Annotated in this window: 23 protein-coding genes, 1 tRNA gene and 2 riboswitches; of the genes, 17 read left to right on the top strand and 7 right to left on the bottom strand. The window is 62.0% G+C overall.

Annotated elements, in window-relative coordinates; genetic code table 11:
- Nucleotides 1-32: 32 nt before the first annotated feature.
- Both sake_RS03650 and sake_RS03655 read right to left on the bottom strand, forming a co-directional pair.
- Nucleotides 33-1,064, bottom strand: a complete 1,032-nt coding sequence (locus sake_RS03650; protein ID WP_129359243.1) for a 6-phosphofructokinase — start codon at nt 1,062-1,064, stop codon at nt 33-35.
- 209 nt (nt 1,065-1,273) lie between these two features.
- Nucleotides 1,274-2,485, bottom strand: a complete 1,212-nt coding sequence (locus tag sake_RS03655; protein ID WP_129359437.1) for a pyridoxal phosphate-dependent aminotransferase — start codon at nt 2,483-2,485, stop codon at nt 1,274-1,276.
- A gap of 307 nt (nt 2,486-2,792) precedes the next feature.
- Between sake_RS03655 and sake_RS03660 the strand changes: the two genes are divergently transcribed.
- The 8 genes from sake_RS03660 to rplL all read left to right on the top strand — a co-directional run bounded on the left by sake_RS03660 (nt 2,793) and on the right by rplL (nt 8,253).
- Nucleotides 2,793-2,865: transfer RNA gene (locus sake_RS03660), tRNA-Trp, on the top strand.
- Nucleotides 2,866-2,959: 94 nt separating this feature from the next.
- Nucleotides 2,960-3,244 (top strand): preprotein translocase subunit SecE, encoded by a 285-nt coding sequence (secE, locus tag sake_RS03665; protein ID WP_129359245.1) that lies wholly within the window; start codon nt 2,960-2,962, stop codon nt 3,242-3,244.
- Between the two features lie 82 nt (nt 3,245-3,326).
- The gene (gene nusG / locus sake_RS03670; protein WP_238147555.1) at nt 3,327-4,178 is read left to right on the top strand and encodes a transcription termination/antitermination protein NusG; all 852 of its coding nucleotides are present in this window, start codon (nt 3,327-3,329) and stop codon (nt 4,176-4,178) included.
- Nucleotides 4,179-4,418: 240 nt separating this feature from the next.
- Complete coding sequence (gene rplK / locus sake_RS03675; protein WP_129359250.1) at nt 4,419-4,847, top strand: 50S ribosomal protein L11; 429 nt, start codon at nt 4,419-4,421, stop codon at nt 4,845-4,847.
- Between the two features lie 136 nt (nt 4,848-4,983).
- Nucleotides 4,984-5,679, top strand: a complete 696-nt coding sequence (rplA, locus tag sake_RS03680) for a 50S ribosomal protein L1 (RefSeq protein WP_129359252.1) — start codon at nt 4,984-4,986, stop codon at nt 5,677-5,679.
- Nucleotides 5,680-5,846: 167 nt separating this feature from the next.
- Complete coding sequence (locus tag sake_RS03685) at nt 5,847-6,902, top strand: ABC transporter ATP-binding protein (protein ID WP_178945474.1); 1,056 nt, start codon at nt 5,847-5,849, stop codon at nt 6,900-6,902.
- A 301-nt stretch (nt 6,903-7,203) separates the two neighbouring features.
- Nucleotides 7,204-7,743, top strand: coding sequence for a 50S ribosomal protein L10 (gene rplJ, locus sake_RS03690; RefSeq protein WP_129359256.1), 540 nt, complete (start codon nt 7,204-7,206; stop codon nt 7,741-7,743).
- 120 nt (nt 7,744-7,863) lie between these two features.
- A complete protein-coding gene (gene rplL, locus sake_RS03695; protein ID WP_129359258.1) occupies nt 7,864-8,253 on the top strand; it encodes a 50S ribosomal protein L7/L12 in 390 nt (129 codons plus the stop codon).
- 447 nt (nt 8,254-8,700) lie between these two features.
- Here rplL and sake_RS03700 read toward each other — a convergent pair whose 3' ends face one another.
- From sake_RS03700 to moaA, 4 genes are read right to left on the bottom strand one after another with little or no spacing between them, the layout of a single operon-like run.
- On the bottom strand, nt 8,701-9,894 hold the full coding sequence (locus sake_RS03700; protein WP_178945475.1) for a molybdopterin molybdotransferase MoeA: 1,194 nt from the start codon (nt 9,892-9,894) through the stop codon (nt 8,701-8,703).
- The gene (locus sake_RS03705; RefSeq protein WP_129359262.1) at nt 9,891-10,547 is read right to left on the bottom strand and encodes a molybdenum cofactor guanylyltransferase; all 657 of its coding nucleotides are present in this window, start codon (nt 10,545-10,547) and stop codon (nt 9,891-9,893) included. Before sake_RS03705 ends, sake_RS03700 begins: the two co-directional genes overlap by 4 nt.
- 3 nt (nt 10,548-10,550) lie before the next feature.
- The gene (locus sake_RS03710) at nt 10,551-10,820 is read right to left on the bottom strand and encodes a MoaD/ThiS family protein (RefSeq protein WP_178945476.1); all 270 of its coding nucleotides are present in this window, start codon (nt 10,818-10,820) and stop codon (nt 10,551-10,553) included.
- 3 nt (nt 10,821-10,823) lie between these two features.
- Nucleotides 10,824-11,864, bottom strand: a complete 1,041-nt coding sequence (gene moaA / locus sake_RS03715) for a GTP 3',8-cyclase MoaA (RefSeq protein ID WP_238147556.1) — start codon at nt 11,862-11,864, stop codon at nt 10,824-10,826.
- 216 nt (nt 11,865-12,080) lie between these two features.
- Here moaA and modA point away from each other — a divergent pair, with 216 nt between their 5' ends.
- The 6 genes from modA to sake_RS03745 are packed head-to-tail and all read left to right on the top strand — an operon-like array spanning nt 12,081 to nt 16,476.
- Nucleotides 12,081-12,911, top strand: a complete 831-nt coding sequence (modA, locus tag sake_RS03720; protein ID WP_129359268.1) for a molybdate ABC transporter substrate-binding protein — start codon at nt 12,081-12,083, stop codon at nt 12,909-12,911.
- The gene (locus tag sake_RS03725; protein ID WP_238147557.1) at nt 12,895-13,770 is read left to right on the top strand and encodes a molybdenum ABC transporter permease; all 876 of its coding nucleotides are present in this window, start codon (nt 12,895-12,897) and stop codon (nt 13,768-13,770) included. Before modA ends, sake_RS03725 begins: the two co-directional genes overlap by 17 nt.
- On the top strand, nt 13,763-15,046 hold the full coding sequence (gene glp, locus sake_RS03730; RefSeq protein WP_178945477.1) for a gephyrin-like molybdotransferase Glp: 1,284 nt from the start codon (nt 13,763-13,765) through the stop codon (nt 15,044-15,046). The genes sake_RS03725 and glp overlap by 8 nt, the downstream gene beginning before the upstream one ends.
- Nucleotides 15,043-15,534, top strand: a complete 492-nt coding sequence (gene moaC / locus sake_RS03735; protein ID WP_178945478.1) for a cyclic pyranopterin monophosphate synthase MoaC — start codon at nt 15,043-15,045, stop codon at nt 15,532-15,534. The genes glp and moaC overlap by 4 nt, the downstream gene beginning before the upstream one ends.
- Nucleotides 15,531-16,016 (top strand): MogA/MoaB family molybdenum cofactor biosynthesis protein, encoded by a 486-nt coding sequence (locus sake_RS03740; RefSeq protein ID WP_178945479.1) that lies wholly within the window; start codon nt 15,531-15,533, stop codon nt 16,014-16,016. Before moaC ends, sake_RS03740 begins: the two co-directional genes overlap by 4 nt.
- A complete protein-coding gene (locus sake_RS03745; protein ID WP_178945480.1) occupies nt 16,006-16,476 on the top strand; it encodes a molybdenum cofactor biosynthesis protein MoaE in 471 nt (156 codons plus the stop codon). Before sake_RS03740 ends, sake_RS03745 begins: the two co-directional genes overlap by 11 nt.
- A gap of 93 nt (nt 16,477-16,569) precedes the next feature.
- On the opposite strand, the gene sake_RS03750 is transcribed toward sake_RS03745, so the two are convergent.
- Nucleotides 16,570-18,000 (bottom strand): MFS transporter, encoded by a 1,431-nt coding sequence (locus sake_RS03750; RefSeq protein ID WP_238147558.1) that lies wholly within the window; start codon nt 17,998-18,000, stop codon nt 16,570-16,572.
- A 181-nt stretch (nt 18,001-18,181) separates the two neighbouring features.
- A riboswitch (glycine riboswitch) is annotated at nt 18,182-18,273 on the top strand.
- Nucleotides 18,274-18,370: riboswitch (glycine riboswitch) on the top strand. It abuts the riboswitch before it with no gap.
- Nucleotides 18,371-18,396: 26 nt separating this feature from the next.
- On the opposite strand from sake_RS03750, the gene gcvP reads away from it, so the two are divergent.
- Genes gcvP through sake_RS03765 form a run of 3 tightly spaced genes read left to right on the top strand, consistent with a single transcriptional unit; the run spans nt 18,397 to nt 23,988 of the window.
- Nucleotides 18,397-21,270, top strand: a complete 2,874-nt coding sequence (gcvP, locus tag sake_RS03755) for an aminomethyl-transferring glycine dehydrogenase (RefSeq protein WP_178945481.1) — start codon at nt 18,397-18,399, stop codon at nt 21,268-21,270.
- Nucleotides 21,271-21,298: 28 nt separating this feature from the next.
- The gene (gcvT, locus tag sake_RS03760; RefSeq protein WP_178945482.1) at nt 21,299-22,483 is read left to right on the top strand and encodes a glycine cleavage system aminomethyltransferase GcvT; all 1,185 of its coding nucleotides are present in this window, start codon (nt 21,299-21,301) and stop codon (nt 22,481-22,483) included.
- 56 nt (nt 22,484-22,539) lie between these two features.
- A complete protein-coding gene (locus tag sake_RS03765) occupies nt 22,540-23,988 on the top strand; it encodes an L-serine ammonia-lyase (protein WP_129359283.1) in 1,449 nt (482 codons plus the stop codon).
- Nucleotides 23,989-24,049 lie beyond the last annotated feature (61 nt).

Consider the following 24,049-nt stretch of genomic DNA (forward strand, 5'->3'; position numbering starts at 1 on the left):
TGCGGCGCTTGGTGTCTTTTTTTGATGACGAATCAGCGACCGAAGAGGACCTTTGCTTCGTCCCAGCGGTTCTGGGGAACAGATTTGAGACCGCTGAGGGCCTCGGCGAAGTCAACGCGGTTGATGTCCGTGCTGTGCAGGGCAACCATTTTGCCCCATTCTTTGTCGTGCACCAGGTCAACGACCGCCATACCCATGCGGGTGGCCAAGACGCGGTCGAATCCGGTGGGGGCGCCGCCCCGCTGGATATGCCCCAGCGTCGTATTGCGAGCTTCGATGCCGGTCATACGCTCGATCTCGTGCGTGACGTACTCGCCGATCCCACCCAATCGGGGACGGCCGTCCTTCTCGAGGCCTTTTTCATGCACGACTTCGTCGAATCCTTCGGGAATGAAGCCTTCGGCGACGACGACGAGCGGTGAACGGCCTCGCTCATGAACCTCGCGCACCCAGTCCGCTACTTGCGTCATGGGCACCTTCTGTTCCGGGATGAGCACGGCGTGGGCGCCCGCCGACATCCCGGAATGCAACGCGATCCAGCCAACGTGTCGGCCCATGACCTCCGCGACCATGCACCTGTGGTGAGACTCCCCGGTTGTGCGAAGTCGGTCCATGGCATCCGTTGCGATGGAGACGGCCGTGTCGAAACCGAAGGTGTAATCCGTTGCGCTGAGGTCATTGTCGATGGTTTTGGGCACCCCGACGACGGGAAGCCCGGCATCGGCCAAACGTTTCGCGCCTGCCAAAGTCCCCTCGCCGCCGATCGCGACGATCGCGTCGATCGCATTGCGCTCGAGCATGATGGAAATCTTGTCCGGGCCACCGTTGGGTCCGTCGAAAGGATTGGTCCGTGACGTACCCAAGATAGTTCCGCCGGTGCGGGCCAATCCGCGGACTCGCGTGCGCGGCAGATCCATAATGTCGCCCTCGACCACACCTCTCCAGCCGTCCCGGAAACCCACGAATTCGTCGTCGTAGGTTTTGACGCCGTTGAGCACCGCACCTCGAATCACGGCATTGAGTCCGGGGCAATCGCCACCGCTTGTCAGAAGTCCGATTTTCATGGGGTCTCCTCGCTACGAGCCAACCAAAGTGTCTGCTTTCAGTGTAGCGAACAGTTGGGAATTTGTGGATATCCAACGCACAAGAAATGCCTAGACCGCCCCGATATATGTGGGTCATCGGGGCGGTCTGTTCATGGCTATGTTGTTTTATGTTGTTTTTCCGGGCAAGAGGCTCGAGTCTGTCCGTTCCGCAGTCGCGACGAGGGCGCTCAGCGCTGTGCGCCCGCGAGCAGCTTCTGGATGCGGGTCACGCCCTCCTCGAGGTCGGAGTCCGCCAGTGCATACGAGAGGCGAAGGTACCCCGAGGGGCCGAACGCCTCGCCCGGAACCACGGCAACCTCGGCTTCCTCGAGAATGACCTCGGCGAGATCGGTGGAAGAATTGATCTTCTTGCCCGCAATGGTGCTTCCGATGAGGCCCGTGACATCAGGGTAAGCGTAGAAAGCGCCCTTAGGGGTGGGGCATGTGATTCCATTGATCGCGTTGAGGCCCTTGACGATGCTCTGGCGCCGTCGGTCGAAAGCCTCTTTCATCTCCTCGACGGTATCCATCGGTTGGGTGATCGCGGCCAATGCGGCCCTCTGGGCAATGTTGTTCACGTTGGACGTCAGATGGGACTGGAGATTCGAAGCAGCCTTGATGACGTCGGCCGGGCCGATCATCCATCCCACACGCCAGCCGGTCATAGCGTACGTCTTGGCTACTCCATTGAGGACGATGACGTTCTCACCCAACTCGGGTGCCGCCGTCGCGATCGAGGTGAAGGGCGTCTGATCGTACGTCAGGTGCTCGTAGATTTCGTCCGCGATGACGAAGATCCCCTTTTCGGCGGCCCAACGTCCAATCGCCGTGGTTTCTTCCGGGCTGTACACGGCGCCCGTGGGATTGGACGGAGATACGAAGATGAGGGCTTTGGTGCGGTCAGAATACGCTGCCTCGAGCTGGTCGACCGTTACCTTGTACTCCTGCTCGGAGCCAGCGAAGACCTCGACGGGATTGCCGCCGGCCAAGCGGATCGCCTCGGGGTACGTGGTCCAGTAGGGGGCTGGCAACAGGACATCGTCGCCCTCCTCGATCACGGCAGCGAAGGCCTCGTACACGGCTTGTTTCCCGCCATTGGTCACGATCACCTGGGACGGATCCACCGAGTACTTCGAGTCTCTCAAGGTCTTCTCCGCGATGGCTTTGCGCAATTCCGGAAGGCCCGCGGCCGGCGTGTAACGGAAGTTTGCGGGGTCGTTCAAAGCCTCGCGGGCCGCATTCACAATGGGGCTGGGGGTCGCAAAATCTGGCTCGCCCGCCCCGAAGCCGATCACGGGCCGTCCCTCGGCCTTGAGTGCCTTGGCCTTCGAGTCCACGGCCAGAGTGGCGGATGGGGCTATGGCTGCAATGCGCGCGGAGATGCGTTCGTGGGACGGCATGGTGCTCACTTTCGTCGAAGACGGTTCCGGATAGCCGCACCGGCTTGCGCGGCGCGTCGGTGCTACGGACAATCCTATGCGTCGTGCCGTCCAGGAAACACGCCCGGAGTGGTTCTTGTGGAAAGTTTCCTGCCGGAGAGCCTCGAAGGTTCCGAGGCCGGCGAGCAGGGAGTGAGGCGAATGCGAATTCATGAATTGCGGTGCTTGGCCAAAGCCGCTAAAGTTGACGTTCGGTGCTCGCCACCGAGGATTGCGTATGCCCGTGCGGCACATGCGTACCTGAAGGCGAATGGTGGTTTTCCGCCGAAGGGCAGTGGCGCAATTGGTAGCGCAGCGGTCTCCAAAACCGCAGGTTGCAGGTTCGAGTCCTGTCTGCCCTGCATTATCATCCCCTCACGAAGACCCAATTCGTGGCATATAGTCGAGAGCGTTGCATAACGTCCAAGCCATAACGAACGAAAGGGGCGGTACCGAATGGCTAGAGCTGCCGCTGCGGGAGCCGCCGAGGAAGATGCCAGCACCGAGAAGCGCGGCTTCTTCGGACGTATTTTTCTCTTCTTCAAACAAGTCATTGCTGAGCTGAAAAAGGTCGTCAGCCCCACCAAGCGCGAACTCCTGAACTACGTCATCATCGTCCTGGTGTTCGTCGCTTTCATGCTGTTGTTGATCTTCGGCCTCGACTACCTGTTCGGCCAAGGAGCCTTCTGGCTCTTCGGCGATGGTAGCTTCGGTCAGAAGCCCACGGGCGCCCAAGGCTAGACTGAGATTTCAGACGAACCCGCCGCGTGACCGAGCGCTCGGTCGCGCAGGTGAGAACACCCCCAAGAAAGCAGGAAACGCAGTGTCCGAGCAGGAACTCGAGAACTCCGCCGCGGAGAACCAGGTCGAGGAGACCTCTCCCGAGCAGGCAGAGCAGGCCGACGCCGCGGAGCAGTCCAGCCAATCCGGCTTCGAGCAGACCGAGTCCACCCTGGTCTCTGCTGCCCAAGAGGATTCAGAGAATTCCGAAGATGCGTCCGCCAACTTCGACGACACCGTCGAGCAGGTCTCCGAAGCCTCTGAGGGGGATGCCGACGTCGACCCGATGCAGGAATTCCGGTCCAAACTCCGCCGCCAAGAGGGCGACTGGTACGTGATTCACACCTACGCCGGGTACGAGAACCGGGTCAAAACCAACCTGCAGACCCGTGCCCAGTCCATGAACATGGAAGACGACCTCTTCGAGATCCAGGTGCCCATGGAAGAAGTCGTCGAGATCAAGAACGGCCAGCGCAAGACCGTGAGGCGTGTTCGCATTCCCGGCTATGTCCTGGTGCGCATGAACCTCACGGACGAGTCCTGGGGCGTCGTCCGCCACACGCCGGGCGTGACCGGATTCGTGGGACAGGACGCCTACAACCCAGTTCCTCTCCGTCTGGACGAGGTTGTCGACATGCTGGCTCCCGTTTTCGAGGCCGAGCAGGCCGAGGCAGCCAAGGAAGCCGGGGAGCCGATCCCCGCAGAGGTTGCGCCCCAGCTCAACGTGGGTTTCGAAGTCGGGGAATCCGTCATCGTCAAGGAGGGGCCGTTCGAAACCCTTCCGGCCACAATCTCCGAAATCAAGCCCGAAGCTCAACAGCTCGTGGTTCTTGTATCGCTGTTCGAGCGCGAGACCCCCGTGACCTTGAGCTTCAACCAGGTCACCAAGATCTGATTCCATTCGACCCGTATCGCAATGCGCGGTGTTGCCTGTCAACGGCAGACCGCGCATTTGCGTTTACCGGAGTGAGTTTGGTCCCGTCAAGTGGAGAAACCTTCGCATTCGGGGCTAGACTTGTGATCGCGTGTGCTCGTTCGCTTTGGCGTGCGCACGTGAGGTCGCCGCGCCACGGCGACCCACCGCCGTCGTACGCTCCTGTGCGTCGGTAAGCCCCATTCAAGAAAAGGACCTCAATTGGCTCCCAAGAAAAAGGTCTCAGGCCTTATCAAGCTGCAGATCCAGGCAGGCGCCGCTAACCCGGCACCTCCGGTCGGCCCCGCGCTCGGTCAGCACGGCGTCAACATCATGGAATTCTGCAAGGCGTACAACGCCGCAACCGAATCCATGCGCGGCAACGTGATCCCCGTGGAGATCACTGTCTACGAGGATCGCTCGTTCACCTTCGTCACCAAGACTCCTCCGGCCGCCGAACTCATCAAGAAGGCCGCAGGCGTTGCCAAGGGATCTGGTGTTCCGCACACCAACAAGGTCGGCAAGATCAGCATGGACCAAGTCCGCGAGATCGCCGAGACCAAGATGCCCGACCTCAACGCCAACGACATGGACGCAGCGTCCAAGATCGTCGCCGGCACCGCCCGTTCGATGGGCATCACCGTCGAATAATCCTCCGGGATAAATCGACAGTTCTTCAATAATTCATTCAGCCCGCGCCGGACGCGGGAGGCCCGTCCTAGAACGGGTCGGTGGCAGGGCCCAGCGCGGTCCGATAGACCACAACTGCACAAGGAGAAATAAGCAGATGGCAAAGCGCAGCAAAGCGTACCAGGCAGCCGCAGCGAAGATCGATCAGGACAAGCTGTACGGCATCACCGATGCGATCGCCCTCGCGCAGGAGATCAACTCCTCGAAGGCCGATGCAACCGTTGAGGTTGCAATGCGCCTTTCGGTCGATCCCCGCAAGGCAGACCAGATGGTTCGCGGCACCGTGAACCTTCCCAACGGCACCGGCAAGACCGCCCGCGTCGTCGTCTTCGCCCAGGGGGACAAGGCCGCAGCGGCCGAAGAAGCCGGCGCGGACTACGTCGGTTCCGACGAGCTCATCGCGAAGGTTGCCGACGGCTGGGTCGACTTCGACGCCGCCGTGGCAACCCCGGACATGATGGGCAAGGTCGGTCGTCTCGGCAAGGTTCTGGGTCCTCGTAACCTGATGCCCAACCCGAAGACCGGCACCGTCACGATGGACGTCGTCAAGGCCGTGGGAGACATCAAGGGTGGCAAGATCGACTTCCGTGTCGACCGTAACGCCAATCTTCACTTCATCATCGGCAAGTCCTCCTTCGACGCTGCGAAGCTCGAAGAGAACTTCCGTGCGGCGCTCGAAGAGATCGTTCGTTTGAAGCCCTCCTCCTCCAAGGGTCGTTACATTTCCAAGATGACCGTGGCCACTACTTTCGGCCCCGGCGTCCCCGTGGATCCTTCCGCGGCGGAGAAGTAAATTCTCTTGTCTGTGATCTCGCGCGATCTGACCGATCGTTCAAGATCTCAGTGAACACATGGCCCCGTGCCGTCCTGAGCGACGGTGCGGGGCCATGTGCGTTCACTGCCCGCCTTCTGAGGGCTAAACTGGCATGATCGTTTTTGCATCGAGGGAGGGCAACCGCCATGAGTCTGGTCTTTGAGGGCGTGACGAAGTCTTTCGGGCGGGCCAAGGTCCTCAGGTCCCTCGACCTGACGCTAGAGTCGGGCACGCTCATGACGGTCTTGGGCCCTTCGGGTGGAGGGAAGACCACGATGTTGCGGGTCGCGGCGGGCCTCGAAACTCCTACTTCTGGAGCGGTGACGCTCAACGGCCCCTCCGTTCGTCTGGGAGACGCGTCGGTCGCGTTTCAGGACACGCCCCTGTACCCGCACCTGACCGTCATGGAAAACATCCTGTTCCCCCTTCGCCTGAAATCAGCGGGTGGCTCGAGGGTTCGCAGGGACTCACGGGGACAGCGTGAAGCGGCCCAGGCAGTCCTGGACATGATGCACATCCCGGACCTGGGCCCGAGGCGCATCCATGAATTGTCCGGAGGGCAGAAACAGCGGGTTGGAATCGCCCGTGCGCTCGTACGTGATGTGGGGCTGTACCTCTTCGACGAGCCACTGGCCCATCTCGACCAATCACTGGCTCGCGAAATCCGGGAAGACCTCCGAGAAATTCAGCGCAAGACTGGGCTGACGATGCTCTACGTAACGCATCAGGTTGAAGAGGCATTCGCCCTGGGGGACACTGTCGCGATCTTGAACGAGGGCCGTCTGGAACAGGTCGGTACGCCCCACGAGATCTGGCGCCGCCCCGCGACTCATTTCGTCGCCGGTTTCTTAGGGAGCTATCCGATGAACTTCGTTGCCGGAGAAGGGGAGGTCATCCGGGGGTTCAGACCCGAGAACTGCGTCGTGGTCAAGGACGCCGATCATCTCGAAAAGACTGATCCTCCGTCGGACCGCGGCTTGAGCTTCCACGGCACGGTCGCGACGTCGTCATTCTTGGGGGAAGCCACGTTGGTCGACTTCGACCCCGTTGAACCCAATCTCGGCCCGTTGCGGGCCTTGGTGCCTTCCGGGGTGGAAGGCCGGGTAGGCGCACCGCCCCAGGCCGGGGATGCCGCACGGTTGCGCGTTCATCCGGAACACGTGCACGAATTCGAGAAAGGCACGGGGCGACGTATCGGCTAGCAACCGCGGTGGGCTGCGGATGGAGTGAGGTGTATCGCAATCAACGACACGGGGTGGCTCGCTCGGCGGGCGTGTGGTTTACTTGAGGTACCAAAGACCGCCGGTCGTAGGTTTTGCACGCCCCTCGGGTGTGTTTATCCGCCATAAGAGTTCTCCCAAGGAACCGCCAGCGCAGGTGAACGTGACACAACTGGACTCCGTGCATTCAGATGCATGTTGAGGTTTCGCTGTGCCCCGCCATCTGTGCGGGGCATTTTTTGTGAGCTCATGGGCGCCCGGCAATCAGACCGGAAGGAGTACCATGGCGACACCGGAAAAGGCGGCCGCTGTATCGGAGTTGAGGGAGCTTTTCTCCAACTCGGACGCTGCTGTTTTGACTGAGTATCGTGGTCTCACCGTGGCCAAGCTCAAAGAGCTTCGTCGTTCACTCGGTGAGAACGCTGAATATGCCGTGGTGAAGAACACGCTGACCGCCATCGCGGCCAAGGAAGCCGGCATCGAAGGCTTGAACTTCGATGACCTGAATGGCCCCACCGCTATCGCTTTCATCACCGGGGAACCGGTTGAAGCGACCAAGAGCCTGCGTGACTTCGCCAAGGACAACCCCCAGCTGGTCATCAAGAGTGGTTACTTTGAGGGTAAGACTCTCGATGAAGCTGACATCAAGAAGCTTGCGGATCTTGAATCTCGCGAGGTGCTGCTGGCCAAGGTCGCCGGTGCCGCAAAGGGCACCCTGTCCAAGGCCGCTGCGCTGTTCCAGGCACCGCTGTCCAAGACCGTTCGTACCGCAGAGGCTCTGCGCGCGAAGGTCGAGGAGCAGGGTGGAGAATCCGCTGCCTAAGACGTCCCCGGACGTCATCAACGGGAATCCGTTGGCCCTGCACCTCAGCCTGGGGAGCAGGAGAATCCAAGATCCGTTGCAGGAAACCTCTGCAACAAGACATAAGAAGGAGCCAAACACATGGCTAAGTTGACCACCGAAGAACTCATTGAGGCTTTCAAGGAGCTCTCCCTGATCGAGCTGTCCGACTTCGTCAAGGCCTTCGAGGAGACCTTCGACGTCACCGCTGCTGCTCCCGCCGCCGTTGCTGCTGCTCCGGCCGCCGGTGGCGACGCTGGTGCCGATGCTGCTGAAGAGCAGACCGAGTTCGACGTCGTTCTCGAGTCGGCCGGCGACAAGAAGATCGCAGTTATCAAGGAAGTTCGTGCCCTGACCTCCCTCGGCCTCAAGGAAGCCAAGGACCTGGTCGACGGCGCTCCCAAGCCGGTTCTCGAAGGCGCTTCCAAGGAAGACGCCGACAAGGCCAAGGAGCAGCTCGAGGGCGCAGGCGCTACCGTCACCCTCAAGTAATTCCTTCCGGAATTTCTTTGGTAGAAGGCTCTCCCACCGTCTGGTGGGGGAGCCTTCTTCTTTTTAAATTGATAGGGGGATGTGTCAGAGGCAAAGGAGTTGGCTGGCCCCGGGTATAGCGCGCCCTTCCCGTCGTAGGTTGCCGATGTATCTGCGCTTCAACTGCGAATCCTGGAATGAGGATCCGGCGGGTCATCGATCGATATCGAGGACGACATGAGCGATGCAGCACACGTCGTGAACGTCGTCGGCATCCGCTATCCGGACGTGGATCATGTCGATATTCTGAACAGCGTGATCAGCATAGCCATGCTGGAAAAACGGGAGAATACTGGAAGGCCCTCTTTGCCACCAGCGAGGCCATACGGAGGCAATGATCCGTTAGGTCTGCGTCAGCAGTATCCGGGATTGTGCCAGGACGCCGAGACAGCCTCTCAGCCGGGGACATCAATCCAAGAGCAGGCAAGGGACGGACTGCCCCTCCGTGACTCCGTCCGGCGGCACGACAGCCAGGACGTCGGCTATGGCAAGGCCCGAGAGCATGTGGGCTTGCGTGCCTGGGCAGGGACGAACGACGTTGCCGTTGAGCATGCACGGAACGAGGCTCGTGCTTCCCCTGCGCGAAGGTGGCAGGTCGCGGCCGAGAACGGCGGGTCGAAGGCTCGGCATATCCCGTCCCAGGAATCCGGCGAGAGCGACCGGTGCAAGACTGTAGAGCGAGGCGTGCGCAGCGAGGGGATTCCCCGGCAGTCCCAGAACGATCCGGTCGCCGGGCAGGCGGCCGACGATCGTCGGGTGCCCGGGGCGGACGGCTATCGACGTAGCGACGAGATCAGTGCACATCTCCTCGAGGATCTGACGCACGAAATCCTGGGGTGAGGAGCCCGAACCTCCCGTGAGGATCACGAGGTCACCGCTCGCCCAGGAGATCCATTCGCGGATGACGCCGCGGTCGTCGTGGAGCCTCGTTCGTTCGGTGACGTTCGCTCCCCAACCCCGCAACAGGTGCGGAAACTGGGCGGAAAAGGCGTCACGAACTTCTCCGGCCTGCGGGACTCCGGAGGGGATAACTTCGTTGCCGGTGAAGGCCATGCTGACTGTCATGGGCCGGTGCGCAGAGACGATGTCGATGCCGCAGGCCGCGAGCAGAGCGAGGTGTCGGGGGCCGAGCACGGTTCCTTCCGCGACCAGCTCGGTGCCCCGGTCCATCTCCTCGCCGCGGCGCCGCATGTCCCGATCGGGAATGTAGGGATGTCCCGGGAGGCAACGCACGGTCGACCCAAGGGTCTCGGTGTGCTCGGCGCGGACCACCCCCTCGGTCCCTTCGGGCAGCACGGAACCGGTCAGAACCGGCCAGGCCTCTCCGGCCTCGATCTGTCCGGTGCGACGGTGGATGTTGCGTTCGCCCGAAGAACGGACGGGGTCCGAGGTCAGGCGCCACGGTCCCGGACCAGCCACGGCGAACCCGTCCATGGCCGAGGAATCGAAGTGCGGCACAGGTATAGGGCTCGCAACGGCTCTGGACGTCGTGGAACCCAAAGCGTCCTCGAGACGGACGTCCTCTGGCCTGTCCACGGACCGACCGATGTCACCGGCGAGTCCATGCAATGCTTCGCGCACGTCGAACCAATCGCGTTTCATCGGTCGCTCCCTTTGCTCATGGCCGTGAAACCGTGAGCCACGGCGTCTTCCCACGTGTCGACGTCGGCGCTCGACCCGTCGGGAATCTCCACCGCGACGGGATCCAGGCGCTTCAAACGGGACATGACCGAAGCGTCGGCCGGCGTTCCGTCGAAGACTTTCAACGCAGCCTCGAGGAGAACAACTGATAAGAGCGGCTGCAAGCGGCCATTGTCGGACCCGATGTAGGCCGAGGCTTCCTCCGGTCCGGCCTCGACGGCCCGGGCAAGGGCCTGGAGCCCGGGGCCGGAACGAGGCATGTCGGATGCGACCAGAAAAACCCACGTGCCGCGGGCGTTGACATGACCGCGTTCGGCAAGTGCTCGGAGACCCGTACGAATGGCTGCGGCCGGACCCGAGAACGGCGGGTCTTCCCGCACCACTCCGGAGGCCAGGGGGACCGGCAAATCGTCCGGCCCGACGACGACGGACTCGGATGGTCCCGCGCTCGTGTGCTCTTCCAATTCCGAAAGGACTGCGGACAACAGTGTGCGATCGCCGTTCTTCAGCAACGGCTTGTCGGGGGAGGACGCCGGTGACGACGCGTGCAGACGCGACGAGCGTCCGCCGGCCAGAACGAGCGCCAGGAAATCTGGATGGTGCACAGTGACCATGGGCTAACCTCCGGCGAAAGGCGGCATGATGTCGATCCGCTCGACGCCGTCCAAAGACGCCTCGTGGCTTGCCCGCCGCCCGTCCACCAAGAACGAGCAGCGAGGAAAGACCTCGGCGAGGGTCATGTCCGAGGCTCTATGCTGCGTGTGCTCGCGGCCTAACCAGTCCACGAGCTCACCGAGCGTCCCGACCCCTGCATGAGCCGGCTCCACGGTCTCAAGGGCCTGGCCCCGGGCCGCTCGGGCAGCCGCGAAATAATGAATCGCGACCATTACTCAGCCCCCGATCGCGCTCATACTGCGGTCGGGCTGGACGAATCCTGGTGTACCCAGTCCGACCTTGGTCTGACCGTGGGCTTTGGGTTTGGCCCACATGGCCGCGCGCCAGATATCGGCTATCTGCTCGTCGCTTGACCCGTCTCGCAGAGCGGCCATCAAATCCGTCTCTTCGTGGGAGAACAAGCAACTGCGGATCTTGCCGTCCGCGGTAACTCTGGTACGGCTGCAGGCTTCGCAGAAGGGCTCGGTCACGGATGCGATGATCCCGACCTGGCCGAGAACGTCGGCCTTTTCCTCCGAACCCTGGGCCGCCAAGGGACGTACGTCCCATAATTCGGCCGGCGCGGAGCCGCGAGGCTCCGATTGCGGCCTCAGCTCGAAATCCTCGGAAATCCGTTCTCGAACTTCCCCTGCGGTGACCATGCCACTGCGAGTCCACTCGTGGTCGGCATCGAGAGGCATCTGTTCGATGAAACGAAGCTGGAAGCCGTGGCGAAGGGACCAATCGAGCAATTCCCCGGCCTGATCGTCGTTGACCCCACGCATGAGGACGGCGTTGATTTTGATGGGGTGTATTCCCGCCGCAGCCGCGGCTTCGAGCCCCCTGAGAACGTGAGGCAGGCGATCTCGCCGGGTGATCTTCGCGAAGGTTTCCGGACAGACCGTGTCCAAGGAAACGTTAATACGGTTCAGACCCGCGTCAACCAATTTGTCGATTTTCTTTTCCAAACCGATGCCGTTGGTCGTGATCGACATCGGCAGATCGGGATGAAGGCCGCGGAGATCACCGATGATGTTCGCCAGATCAGCCCTGACCAAGGGCTCCCCACCGGTGAAGCGCACCTCTCGAATACCCAGGAGTCTGACGCCGATGTCGGCAATCCGAACCGCCTCGGAGGCGCTCAGGAGTTCGTTCTTCCCCAGCCAATCGAGGCCTTCCGCGGGCATGCAATACGTACACCGCAGGTTGCATTTGTCGATGAGGGACAGCCGGAGATCATTGGCCACACGTCCCCACTGGTCTTCCAAGAGTCCCAATGCCGCCTCCTCGCGTAGAGCGTTCAGTTCCCACGGTACTCGTGATTGTCGGATTGCGGGAAACTCTCCGAACCTCCCGAATCATCCGTTGACTACGAGTTATAACGGAGGGACGCGGAGCTGGCTTCACGCCACAGACCGCCAACGGACCCTCGTGCTGCGGTACATTCGCTGTCAGGGCCATGGCCACGACGAGCACCCAATGGAGGACGAAGTATGAAAGCCCACCGGAACACTGATGTCCAGAACTCGGCCCGTCTGCGGGGCCGTCGAGGCCGACTGATAGGAGCCATCGCGACGTCCGCGGTCGGCCTGATCCTCCTGACCGGGTGTGGAGGCCAATCCAATGATTCGAGCTCCGCCGACGACAAGACCATCAATGTCTTCGCGGCGGCCTCGCTGAACAAAGCGGGGGACGAATTGGCCTCAAAGTACAAGGAAAGCCATTCCGACACGGATATCAAGTGGAATTACGCGGGTTCCTCGGCACTGGTGCAGCAGATTGACCAGGGAGCCTCCCCGGACATATTCGTCTCTGCAGACCAGCAGAACATGGACAAGGCCCTTAAACTCGACGCCTTCAAGGATTCCCACGACACGTCCGTGATCGCGACTAATACACTGCAGTTGGTGACTGCGCCCGGCAACCCGGGCAATGTCCATTCTATTCAGGATGCCGCGGACAAACCCGTCGCAGTCTGTGCCGCCGAGGTACCGTGCGGGACCTTGGCCCAGCAAGCCCTGGATGCGGCGAGCGTCAAACTCGACAACGCGAGCCAAGAAGCCAATGTATCGGCCGTGTCGACCAAAGTCAGCCAGGGAGAAGTGGACGCCGGATTCGTGTACTCCACGGACGCGCTGAACATGCAGAAGAACAACGAGGACATCTCGACGATCGACCTCAAGGGAATTCAGAACAATCAGTACCCTGCGGCCCTGACGGATACCGGCAAGAAGAACGGCGAGGCCAAAGACTTCTACAAGTGGCTCAAGAGCGATGACGCCAAACAGATCCTCGAGAAGTACGGCTTTGGCTCGGACGAATAATTCGAATTATGCGTTCCCGGCATGGATGTACGTCCCGGCCGGGATCGCACTGCTGTTGGTCCTGGGGCCGCTGGTCGGACTGATCGTCAAGATCCCGTGGTCGCGGGCGGGTCACCTCCTGACGGAGCCTTCCGCGATGGAAGCCCTCGAGCTATCGGTCACGACGGCCTGTGTCTCCACGGTGTGCTGCGTCGTCGTCGGAATTCCGTTGTCGCTGATGCTGACCCGCACCGGCCGGCCTCGAACCAATGAATCCGGCCGCATAGGGACGGCAGGACTCGCATCCGCATTCAGCGGCCCGATCGCCTTCATCGTGTATGCGCCGTTGGTGCTCTCGCCCGTGGTTTCCGGCTTGGCCCTGATGTTCTTCTGGGGTCGCAACGGACTGTTCGGAAAGATACTCGCCGAAGCGGATGTGACCATCGCATTCACGTCGTGGGCCGTGATTCTGGCCCAGGTATTCGTGTCGATGCCGTTCTTCGTCTCGACGGCGGTGACGGCGCTCTCCGCGATACCTCGCCGCTACGAGGAGATCGCGGCCACCGAGGGGGCAACGCGCGGTGAGATCATTCGCAAGGTCCTGCTGCCTCAGGCGGGGCCTGGACTTCTGACCGCTGGTCTCCTGAGTTTCGCGCGGGCGCTCGGTGAGTTCGGGGCGACCATTACCTTCGCCGGAAATATCGAAGGAACGACCAGGACCATTCCGCTCAACATAGAGATCGGTCTCAGTTCCAACGACGTCGACGCGGCACTCGGCAGCTGCATCATGCTACTGGCGCTGTACTTGTTGGTCGTGGGGTTGATGCTCCTCGCGAGATTCTTGGGAAAAGTTCGAAAGGCGGGGAACTCCTATGCATGACTCGGCACCGCGTTCACCGGGCGAGCACCTGACAGCTCTGACCCGGTTGGTTGCATCCCTCGGGGCGAGCCCACGGAGCGAAAATTTAGCTCTCGGTAAGGCATATGGGCGTATCCTCGCGGCTCCCGTCATTGCCTCGGAGGACTCGCCGCGGTTCGACAACTCCCAGATGGACGGCTACGCGCTCAGTGCCGAGGCGAACCGGTCACAGGATCGTACTTTCGTTGCCGGCCCCGTATTGCCCGCGGGGACCGACCCCGCCCGCGACTATCCCAGAGGGTTGGATCGAGCCGACCTCGTCTGCCCGATCATGACCGGGTCCAAGCTGCCCAAGGGAACGGCCGCCGTCGTGCCGGTGGAAAAGTGTAATCCGACTGAATTCGTGGCCACCGGAGAACACCTGCAGGTTCCTGCCGTCCCGAACGGGCAGTTCCTCCGTATGGCCGGATCGGACCTCGTTCGGGGAGAAACCCTCGTCCCGGCGGGCAAACCACTCAGCGCCCAGGCCATCGGGGTTCTGGCGAGCCAAGGTATCGCGACGGTCGAGGTATGGGCCCGGCCCCGGGTGATGATCTGTACTGGGGGAGAAGAAGTCTCCGCGGATTCGACGGCGCCGTTGGACAACGCCCAGATCCCGGATGCCAATGGTCCAATGCTCGAGGCACTGTGCCAGGAGTACGGCCTGGAGGTCGCCGAGAAAATCGTGACCGGCGACGACGCCGACCAGCTGCGTACCCGCCTGACGGAAGCCGCCAGACGAGTTCAGCCTGATCTTATCGTGACTTCCGGAGGCATTAGCCACGGGAAATTCGAGGTCGTTCGACAGGTCCTGGAGTCGGAGGTCCACGCCTGGTTCGGACACGTCGCTCAGCAACCCGGCGGCCCCCAAGGCTATGCCGCGCTCGCCGGCGTCCCCGTCGTCGCGCTACCGGGAAATCCTGTGAGTACCCTCGTCTCCTTCCGACTCTTTGTCGCTCCTTTGGCCGCCCGTATGTGGGAGGCAGCGCTCGAACGGCACCCGGTCACTGCCTTCGTGTCCCAGGGACTTCGTGGTATTCAGGGAAAGACTCAGTTCAGACGTGGCCTCCTCAAAGCTCGCGACGACGCCACCTTCTGGGTCCAGGCCGTCGGGGGACCGGGCTCACATCTGCTTGCGCAATCCGTTGCCTCGAATTGCCTGATCGAAGTGCCGCCGAAAGCTGACTTGCCCCGCGGGTCCGCCGTACGAGTCCATCCGTTGACCCCGGCTCTGGAGCACCTTGAGGAGAATTCATGACAGAACATAACGACCAGTTGACCCACGTCCGCGACGACGGTTCGGCACATATGGTGGACGTGACCGGCAAGGAGGAGACGAGTCGGGAAGCCACCGCGGTCGGCACCGTCCGGACCCGCCCTGACGTCGTCGGACTCATGTATGCCGCGGATCTTCCCAAAGGCGACGCATTGCCCGTGGCACGAATAGCCGGAATCATGGGTGCCAAGAAGACCCCGGACCTCATTCCTTTGTGTCATCCCTTGCCTCTGGGCAAGATCACGGTGGATTTCGATCGTCTCGAGGGCGGCGTCCGGATCAAGGCGAGGGTCAAGACCCGCGGAGTGACAGGCGTCGAGATGGAGGCGCTGACCGCAGTCAGTACGGCCGCACTCGCGCTGTACGACATGATCAAAGCGGTTGACAAGCATGCCACGATCACCGACATGCGTGTACTGGCCAAGTCGGGCGGTAAATCCGGCTCCTGGTCCATCGAGGAGGACCGATGACCGGACGGACGGCGCTGGTGCTCGTTGCCTCGACTCGGGCGGCGCGAGGAGTCTACGAGGACCACTCGGGCGTGAAATTGGTCGACTGGTTGCGCTCCGAGGGCTTTTCGAGTCCGGATCCGATGGTGGTCGAGGACGCGCACTTTGCGGAAGTCTTCGAGACGGCGGTTGCCAATGAGCGTGCGAGGCCACGGCTGATCATCACATCCGGGGGCACGGGTCTGAGCTCCGACGACCGAACGGTTGAGGCGGTCGCTCCGCACCTGGACTACGAAATCCCGGGCGTCATGTATGCCTTGTGGCGCAAGGGGCTCGAGGCGACACCGACCGCGATCCTTTCGAGAGGCGTCGCGGGAGTGATCGGCCGCAGCTTTGTGGTGACCCTTCCCGGTTCCCCGGGCGGAGTCAAGGATGGAATCGCTGTTTTGGATGGAATCTACCGGCACGTTCTGGATCAATTGGAGGATCGTCATGACCACTGAACATTCCAGGGACCCGGCGTACGTGGCCGAGCAAACCGGCGTCGTGGTCAGGGCCGATGTGATCGAGGAACCTCTCGAACCGCTGGCGGGCCAAGCACGGTCGGCGACCCTGACCCGCGCCATGGGGGCCCTCGTGGTCTTTGACGGCGTCGTCCGGGACCACGACGAGGGACGTGGTGTCCATGGGCTGACCTATACAGCGCATCCGCAGGTCGGGGAGATGATGCGGGAGGTGGCCGCGAAGGTCTCCTCACGGAACCCCGAAGTCAGGCTGTGGGCAGTTCACCGGATCGGTCCCTTGGAAATCGGCGAATCGGCTCTGACGATCATGGCGGCCGCGGCTCACCGCGGAACCGCCTTTCGGGCCTGCGAAGACATGGCAGATACGGTCAAAGCGGAAGTGCCGATCTGGAAAGAACAGCTTTTGGACGACGGAACGGTCGACTGGGTAGGCCTGTAAGGCCAGGGCGTGCGTGAACTGGGTTACGGCGGGCATATCGGATCGTGCGATGGCCCGAAAAGCACGCCACAGTCCGATGCCGACCCTCGTCCCCTAGGGGTGGACCGTCGGGACTTCCTTGGTCAGGGGCTCTGCCACGTCTTCCAGCCCTTTGTTCTCGGCATCGACGCCGAGGAACCACGCGACCAAGCCCCCAGCCATCATGATTACCGCGCCCATGAGATAACCCCAGACCAAAGGCCCGCGGTGCTCGCCGGTGCCGATGAGAACACCGTAAATGAGTGGGGCGACCGCGCCGGCGACCTGCGCGATCGAGAAGAAGTAACTGATCGCCTGGCCACGAACTTCGATCGGGAAGATCTCCGAGACGGTCAGGTATGCGGCCGAGGCGCCGGCGCTCGCGAAGAAAAAGGCCACGCACCAGAAGATCGTATGAGTGATCGGTCCCAAGACGTTCATGGAGAACAAGATCGCGGAAGCAGCCAGTATCACCGCAGCGAGTCCATAGGTTCCGAAAATCATTTTGCGGCGCCCGATCGTGTCGAAAAGTCGCCCCAGCAGGATTGGCCCCAGGAGCGACCCGAGTGCGAACGGGATCATGTACTTGCCGGCCGCCGAGTGGCTCACCCCGTAGAAAGTCTCCAGCACGATCGCATAGGTGAAGAAGATCGCGTTGTAGAGGAAGGACTGTGTCACCATCAAAGTGATACCCAGGACCGTGCGAGTCGGATATTGCTTGAGGAACACGTGGGCGAGTGACTTCAACGGCAGCTTCTCTTCGGGCTTGATCCGCAAAGCCTTGCTCTCGTCGACCTCTGGGATCTCCCGACCGCGAGAGCGGACATCGTCCTCGATGCCATCCACAACCGATTCGGCTTGTTCACCGTGCCCGTGTGTCAGCATCCAGCGCGGGGATTCCGGGATGTGGCGACGTATCAAGATGAGGATCAGTCCCAGCACCGGGCCGATGAAGAACCCTATGCGCCAGCCCCAGTCGATCGGGAAGAGGTTGGGATCCAGCAGGAAGATCGTCGCGATCGCCCCGATCATCACACCGCCCCAGTAGGTCCCATTAACGATCAGGTCCACGCGACCTCGATATTTCGCCGGGATCAGTTCGTCGATAGTGGCATTGATCGCGCTGTACTCGCCGCCGATGCCGGCGCCTGCCACGAACCGCCAGATATAGAGGAACCACGGGGCGAAGGAGAGTCCTGCAATGCCCGAACCGATCAGGTAGACCGCAAGCGTCAGGATGAAAAGCTTCTTCCGACCGATCCGATCGGTCAGAGCGCCGAAGAACAGCGAGCCCAGGACCTGACCCAAGAGGTAAGCAGTGGCCGCCCCGGTGATCTGGGTCGTGGACATGTTGAGGGTCTGCGCGAAGCCATTGGCCGCGACGATCTGGACTTCGAGACCGTCGAGAATCCATGCGGTTCCCAGACCAACGATCACCATGGTGTGGAATGTGCTCCACGGCAGGCGGTCCAGACGAGCTGGGATCAAGCTGGTAATTGACTTCATGGTGACAAACATAACGTTGCTATCCAGATCCGGCTAGTGGACCACATCGTCACTGGGCCACGAGACGGCAGTCTTGCGAGAAAAAGGGCTTCTTCCCTTGTCAGAGCGCCACCTCGACGATGCCGGGGGCCGATGTTCGCCCGTGCCCGTGGGATGTGGCACACTTAAGGAAAATTGCCGCTCAAGCACTGCGGGAGAGCCTCGGCTGGACCGGGCGCCGAAGGAGCAAACCCTCCCCGGGAAACTCTCAGGCCAATGAACCGTAGTGCCAGGCAACTCTGGAAAGGGGCTCCATGGTCCCGCCGAAGGGGCAAGGCCGCGTGAGATTCCGCGGCTGAAAACTCTCAGGTCAAGGCACAGAGCGGGGAGGATAGTTCCGCCGACCCCGGAGAGATCATGTCCTTCCTCGATCGCCACCTTGGCCCCCGTACCGCAGACGTCACCTCGATGCTCGAGGAGCTCGGCTTCGAATCCCTGGACGCCCTGGCTGATGCCGCGGTTCCCGGTTCTATCCGTAAATCCGCATCACTCGAACTGCCCGGACTACCCGAAGCCCTGAGCGAGCACGAGGCCGCCGCACGCATCAGGTGCCTCGCCGACCGCAATCAGGTCAAGGTCCAAATGATCGGTCAAGGGTATTCAGAGACCATCACCCCAGCCGTCCTTCGTCGCAATATCCTGGAAAATCCGGGTTGGTATACCTCGTACACCCCGTATCAGCCGGAAATCTCTCAAGGTCGCCTCGAGGCCTTGCTGAATTTCCAGAACGCGATCATGGACCTTACGGGGATGGACATCGCCAACGCCTCAATGCTGGACGAGTCCACGTCCGCAGCCGAAGCCGTGGTCATGATGCGCCGGGCCAACCGCAAGGTCAAGGCCGGCAAGGTCGTCGTAGATTCGCGGTTGCTGCCTCAGACTCTGCGAATTATCGAAGGCCGGGCGTCTACCCTCGGGATCGACATCGTCACGACCGACCTTTCGGAAGGGCTGCCGGACGGCGAACTGTGCGGGGTCCTCGCCGCGCAGATCGGTGCGGACGGGCAGATTATCGACAACACCGACCTCGTCGAGATGGCACACGAGCGCAATGCTCTGGTCACGATCGCGACGGACCCCCTCGCGCTCGCTCTACTCACGTCGCCGGGATCCCAGGGGGCCGATATCGCGATCGGCAGTTCCCAGCGTTTCGGAGTGCCTCTCTTCTTCGGCGGACCGCACGCTGCGTTCATCGCGATTCGCCGGGGGCTGGAGCGCTCGCTTCCCGGGCGGTTGGTCGGAGTCAGCACCGACGCAACCGGTCGTCCTGCGTATCGCTTGTCGCTGCAAACCCGCGAGCAGCACATCCGACGCGAGAAGGCGACGTCGAATATCTGTACAGCGCAGGCGCTGCTCGCAATCGTCGCCGGCGCATACGCGGTGTACCACGGTCCGGAAGGACTGCGTCGGATTGCGGAGGAAATCCACGACAAGGCCTCCTACCTCGCCGCGGGACTCGAAGCCGGAGGGATCGAGCTGGCTCATCGGGTCTTCTTCGATACCGTGACGGCGATTGTTCCCGGCCGTGCGGATGACGTCGTGGCCTCCGCCTTGGACAAGGGCATAAACCTCCGCAGGGTCGATGCCGATCGCGTAGGCATCAGCCTCGGAGAACCTCATACTTTTGAGCAGCTCGACGCGGTGCTGTCCGCGTTCGGCTCCGCTCCTTCGGATGCGCCGGGGGAGTTCGACCTGCCCGCTGAGTCGCTGCGCCAGGACGACTACCTGAGCCATCCCACTTTCCACAGTCACCGCAGTGAGACCTCAATGATGCGTTACCTTCGGGAGCTTTCCGACAAGGATCTCGCTCTGGACCGCACGATGATTCCCTTGGGCTCCTGCACCATGAAGCTCAACGCTGCTTCGGAGATGGAACCCATCTCATGGCCCGAGTTTGCGAATATTCATCCGCTCGCGCCCAGAGACCAGGCTCAGGGCTGGCTCGAGCTGATCAAGAACCTCGAGGACTGGCTGACCGCCATTACTGGGTACTCGGCCGTCTCGCTCCAGCCGAATGCCGGATCACAAGGTGAGTACGCGGGCCTTCAGGCAATCCGCGATTACCACCGTGACCGAGGAGAATCCGGGCGCGATGTCGTGCTGATTCCGGCCTCGGCGCACGGTACCAACGCGGCCTCGGCCGTGATGGCGGGGCTGAAAGTCGTTTCGGTGGCCACTGCGGAAGACGGATCGATCCTTGTCGACGATGTGAAGGCCAAAATCGACAAATACGGACAGCAGCTCGCTGGCATCATGATCACCTACCCCTCGACCCACGGCGTCTTCGAGGAGACCGTGACCCAGGTTTGTGAGCTGGTCCACGATGCGGGCGGTCAAGTCTATGTCGACGGCGCGAACCTCAACGCCTTGGTGGGCCTCGCCGCTCCGGGCGAGTTCGGCGGCGACGTCTCTCATCTCAATTTGCACAAGACGTTCTGCATCCCGCACGGCGGGGGCGGCCCGGGAGTCGGGCCAGTCGCCGTGGCCTCACAACTGGCTCCGTATCTGCCGGGCGATGCCGCCGAGCTCGACGCTGAATCGGGCGCCGACTCGAAGCGGGTGGAGGCCGTTTCGCAGGCCTTCTTCGGTTCTGCGGGGGTTCTTCCGATCTCCTGGATGTACATTGCGATGACGGGCGGCGAGGGGCTTCGGCAAACGGCCGAGGTTGCGATCCTCAACGCGAATTATCTGGCCAAACGCCTCAACGAATATTTCCCCGTGCTGTACACGGGTCCGTCCGGCTTGGTTGCCCACGAGTGCATCTTGGACCTCAGACCCATGACGCAAGCTTCGGGGATCACCGCGGAGGACGTATGCAAGCGCCTCATCGACTACGGATTCCATGCTCCGACGCTGGCCTTCCCCGTGGCCGGGACGCTCATGGTCGAGCCCACCGAGTCCGAAGACCTCGAGGAACTTGAACGGTTCATCGAGGCAATGGCCCAAATCCACGCCGAAATGACCGAGGTGGCCGAGGGACAGGTTGACGCCGAGCAGTCGGTCTTGCGGTTGGCGCCGCATACGGCTGAGATGCTCTCGGCCGATGAGTGGGATCGGGAATATTCACGCTCGAAGGCCGGTTACCCCGTGACGAGCTTGCGTCGCCACAAATACTGGGCACCGGTCGGCCGAATCGACGGTACAGCGGGCGACCGCAATTTCGTCTGCGAATGCCCTCCGATCGAGGCCTTCGACCTCGAAGCAACGAGTGCCGAATCCACCTCCGAGTAACCACTCCTGAAGAGAAACGAGCATTGCCATGACGATTCAGAACCAGGACTACATTCCGAACCCCGAAAGCCCCCGCAAGACGGCCCTGTACGGCGTTCACGAAGCCCTCGGTGCGTCCTTCACCGACTTCGGCGGTTGGGAAATGCCGCTGAAGTACGACAACGACGTCGCCGAACACAAAGCGGTTCGAGAGGCCGCCGGTCTTTTCGACCTGTCCCACATGGGCGAAATACGGATCACGGGCCCAGATGCCTCCGCGCTTCTCGACTATGCGCTGGTCTCTTCCTTCTCCAAGCTCACCGTCGGCCGCGCGAAGTACTCCGTGATGGCCAATGAACAAGGCGGGTTGGTCGATGACCTCATTACGTATCGTGTGGCCGAGGAGGAATACCTCGTCGTTCCCAACGCCTCCAATGCGGACGCCGTCCTCCGCGAGTTCACCGTCCGTGGAACCGAATTCGATGCGAGCGTCCACGAAGAAACCGCGGCCACCTCGCTCGTTGCATTGCAGGGACCCGTTGCGGCCGAAGTCCTGGAGAATGTCCTCGATGAACTCCACCTCGCCGACGGGGGCACAGAACTTTCCGGACTCAAGTATTATGCGTCCGCGCCCGCGACCGTGGGCGGCGTCGACGTTCTGCTCGCCCGCACCGGGTACACGGGTGAGGACGGATTCGAACTGTACGTACCCAATGAGTCGGCCGAGGTCCTTTGGAAACTTCTCCAAGAGGCGGGGCAGGACAAAGGGGTCGTGCCTGCGGGCCTGGCTGCCCGCGACTCCTTGCGACTGGAAGCGGGCATGCCGCTCTACGGCCACGAGCTCGGAGCCGATATCTCTCCCTTTACCTCGGGATTGGGAAGAATGGTCGACAGCGCGCTCAAGAGCAAGGCGGACTTCGTCGGCAAGAGCGCGTTGGAGAAGGCGAAAAGCGCCGCAGAGGACGCAGACCATCGGGTACTCGTCGGGCTCAAAGGCCTGTCCAAACGGCCCGCACGTGCCGGTTCGACCCTGATCGAAGGCGATGGGGACGATCGTCGGGAGATCGGGGAAGTCACCTCCGGGATTCCGTCGCCGACCCTGGGCTACCCTGTAGCGCTGGCTTTCGTCGAGGCCCGACAAGCCGACGTGGGAACAACCATCGCGGTCGACATCCGCGGAAAATCCAATGATTTCGAGGTCGTGGAACTGCCGTTCTACAGCCGATCGAAATAGATTCCGTGACTTCCGGTTCCGCCGGAGCACAAGTACCAGGGGAGGTGTGGAAGGCCATGAAAAGCACCACCGATATCAGCATTTTCGACCTGTTCAGCATCGGTGTGGGTCCCTCGAGCTCCCACACCGTGGGGCCTATGAGGGCTGCCAACCGATTCGTCACCGAACTGATCGGTGCCGGCCGCCTCGACGAGGTCGCAGGGGTCAAGGTCGACCTCTACGGTTCCTTGGCCGCAACCGGCGCAGGACACGGAACCATGTCCGCGGTCGTCAAGGGACTCGTGGGTTGGGTCCCGGAGACCATTGACGTCGCAGAGGCGGAAAGGCTAGTTTCCGAGAACCAGGCAACCGGAAAACTCGTGCTCGCTGGATTCGGCCCCGAGGTGGCCCCGTCCGAGGCCGGCCGGGACCTCTTGGTATCCGGACCCGAGGTCGAGGTCAGCGAAGCGGCGATGGTGCTGCGGCCGCTGACCGTCCTGGAACGGCACACCAACGGCATTCGATTCACCGCGACTGACGCGGACGGGCTGATGCTGGACGAGAGGACGTACTTTTCCGTGGGCGGCGGATTCGTGATCGAAGAAGGAGAAGAGGCCGCCGGGGGAGACAGCCTCACGGACGTTCCGTACGCGTTCGACTCCGCCGAGGAATTGATCTCACAAGCCAACGAGGCACGCATTTCGATTGCGGAACTCAAGATGGCCAACGAGATGACGGCGCGTTCTCGCGAGGACGTCGAGGCCGGGATCCTTCGGATCTACCGCGTCATGCGTGAATGCATCGGATCCTCGCTGACGCGCATCGGGTATCTGCCAGGTGCCCTCAAGGTCCGGTGCCGGGCCCAGCGCTGGCATCGGGAACTGCTAGATGAAGATCCCAACAAGGATCCGCAGTACGCGATCGACTGGGTCAATCTCATTGCGCTCGCGGTCAACGAGGAAAACGCCTTCGGGGGCAAAGTCGTCACGGCTCCGACGAATGGTGCGGCCGGAATCGTGCCGGCGGTGCTCCACTACGCGGTGAACTACATTCCTGCGATCCGCCACGGAGGGAAAAAAGTCCGCGAGAAAGCGGTTATCGACTTCTTCCTCGCCGCGTCCGCGGTCGGAACGCTGTACAAGAAACGCGCGTCGATCTCCGGGGCCGAAGTCGGTTGCCAAGGCGAAGTGGGCTCGGCCTCGTCGATTGCGGCCGGGGGGCTCGCGCAGGTTCTCGGTGGCAACGTCGAGCAGGTCGAGAACGCCGCCGAAATCGCGATGGAACACAATCTCGGGTTGACCTGTGATCCGGTCGGTGGTCTCGTCCAGATCCCCTGCATCGAACGGAACGCCATGGCCGCGGCCAAGGCCGTGAACGCAGCGAAGATGGCGATGCGCGGAGACGGGGAACACCGGGTCTCCCTGGACCAAGTCATCGAGACGATGCGGCAGACCGGCGTCGACATGTCCAACAGGTACAAAGAGACCTCTCAGGGCGGTCTGGCCGTCAACGTGGTCGAGTGCTGACGGAGCGAATTCCCCTCGAGGTGGCAATTCGGCCGGATGCCAACGCCGCCGACCGAGCAGA

It is taken from the genome of Kocuria sp. TGY1127_2 (genome assembly GCF_013394385.1).
In the GTDB taxonomy this organism is placed as follows: Bacteria; Actinomycetota; Actinomycetes; order Actinomycetales; family Micrococcaceae; genus Rothia.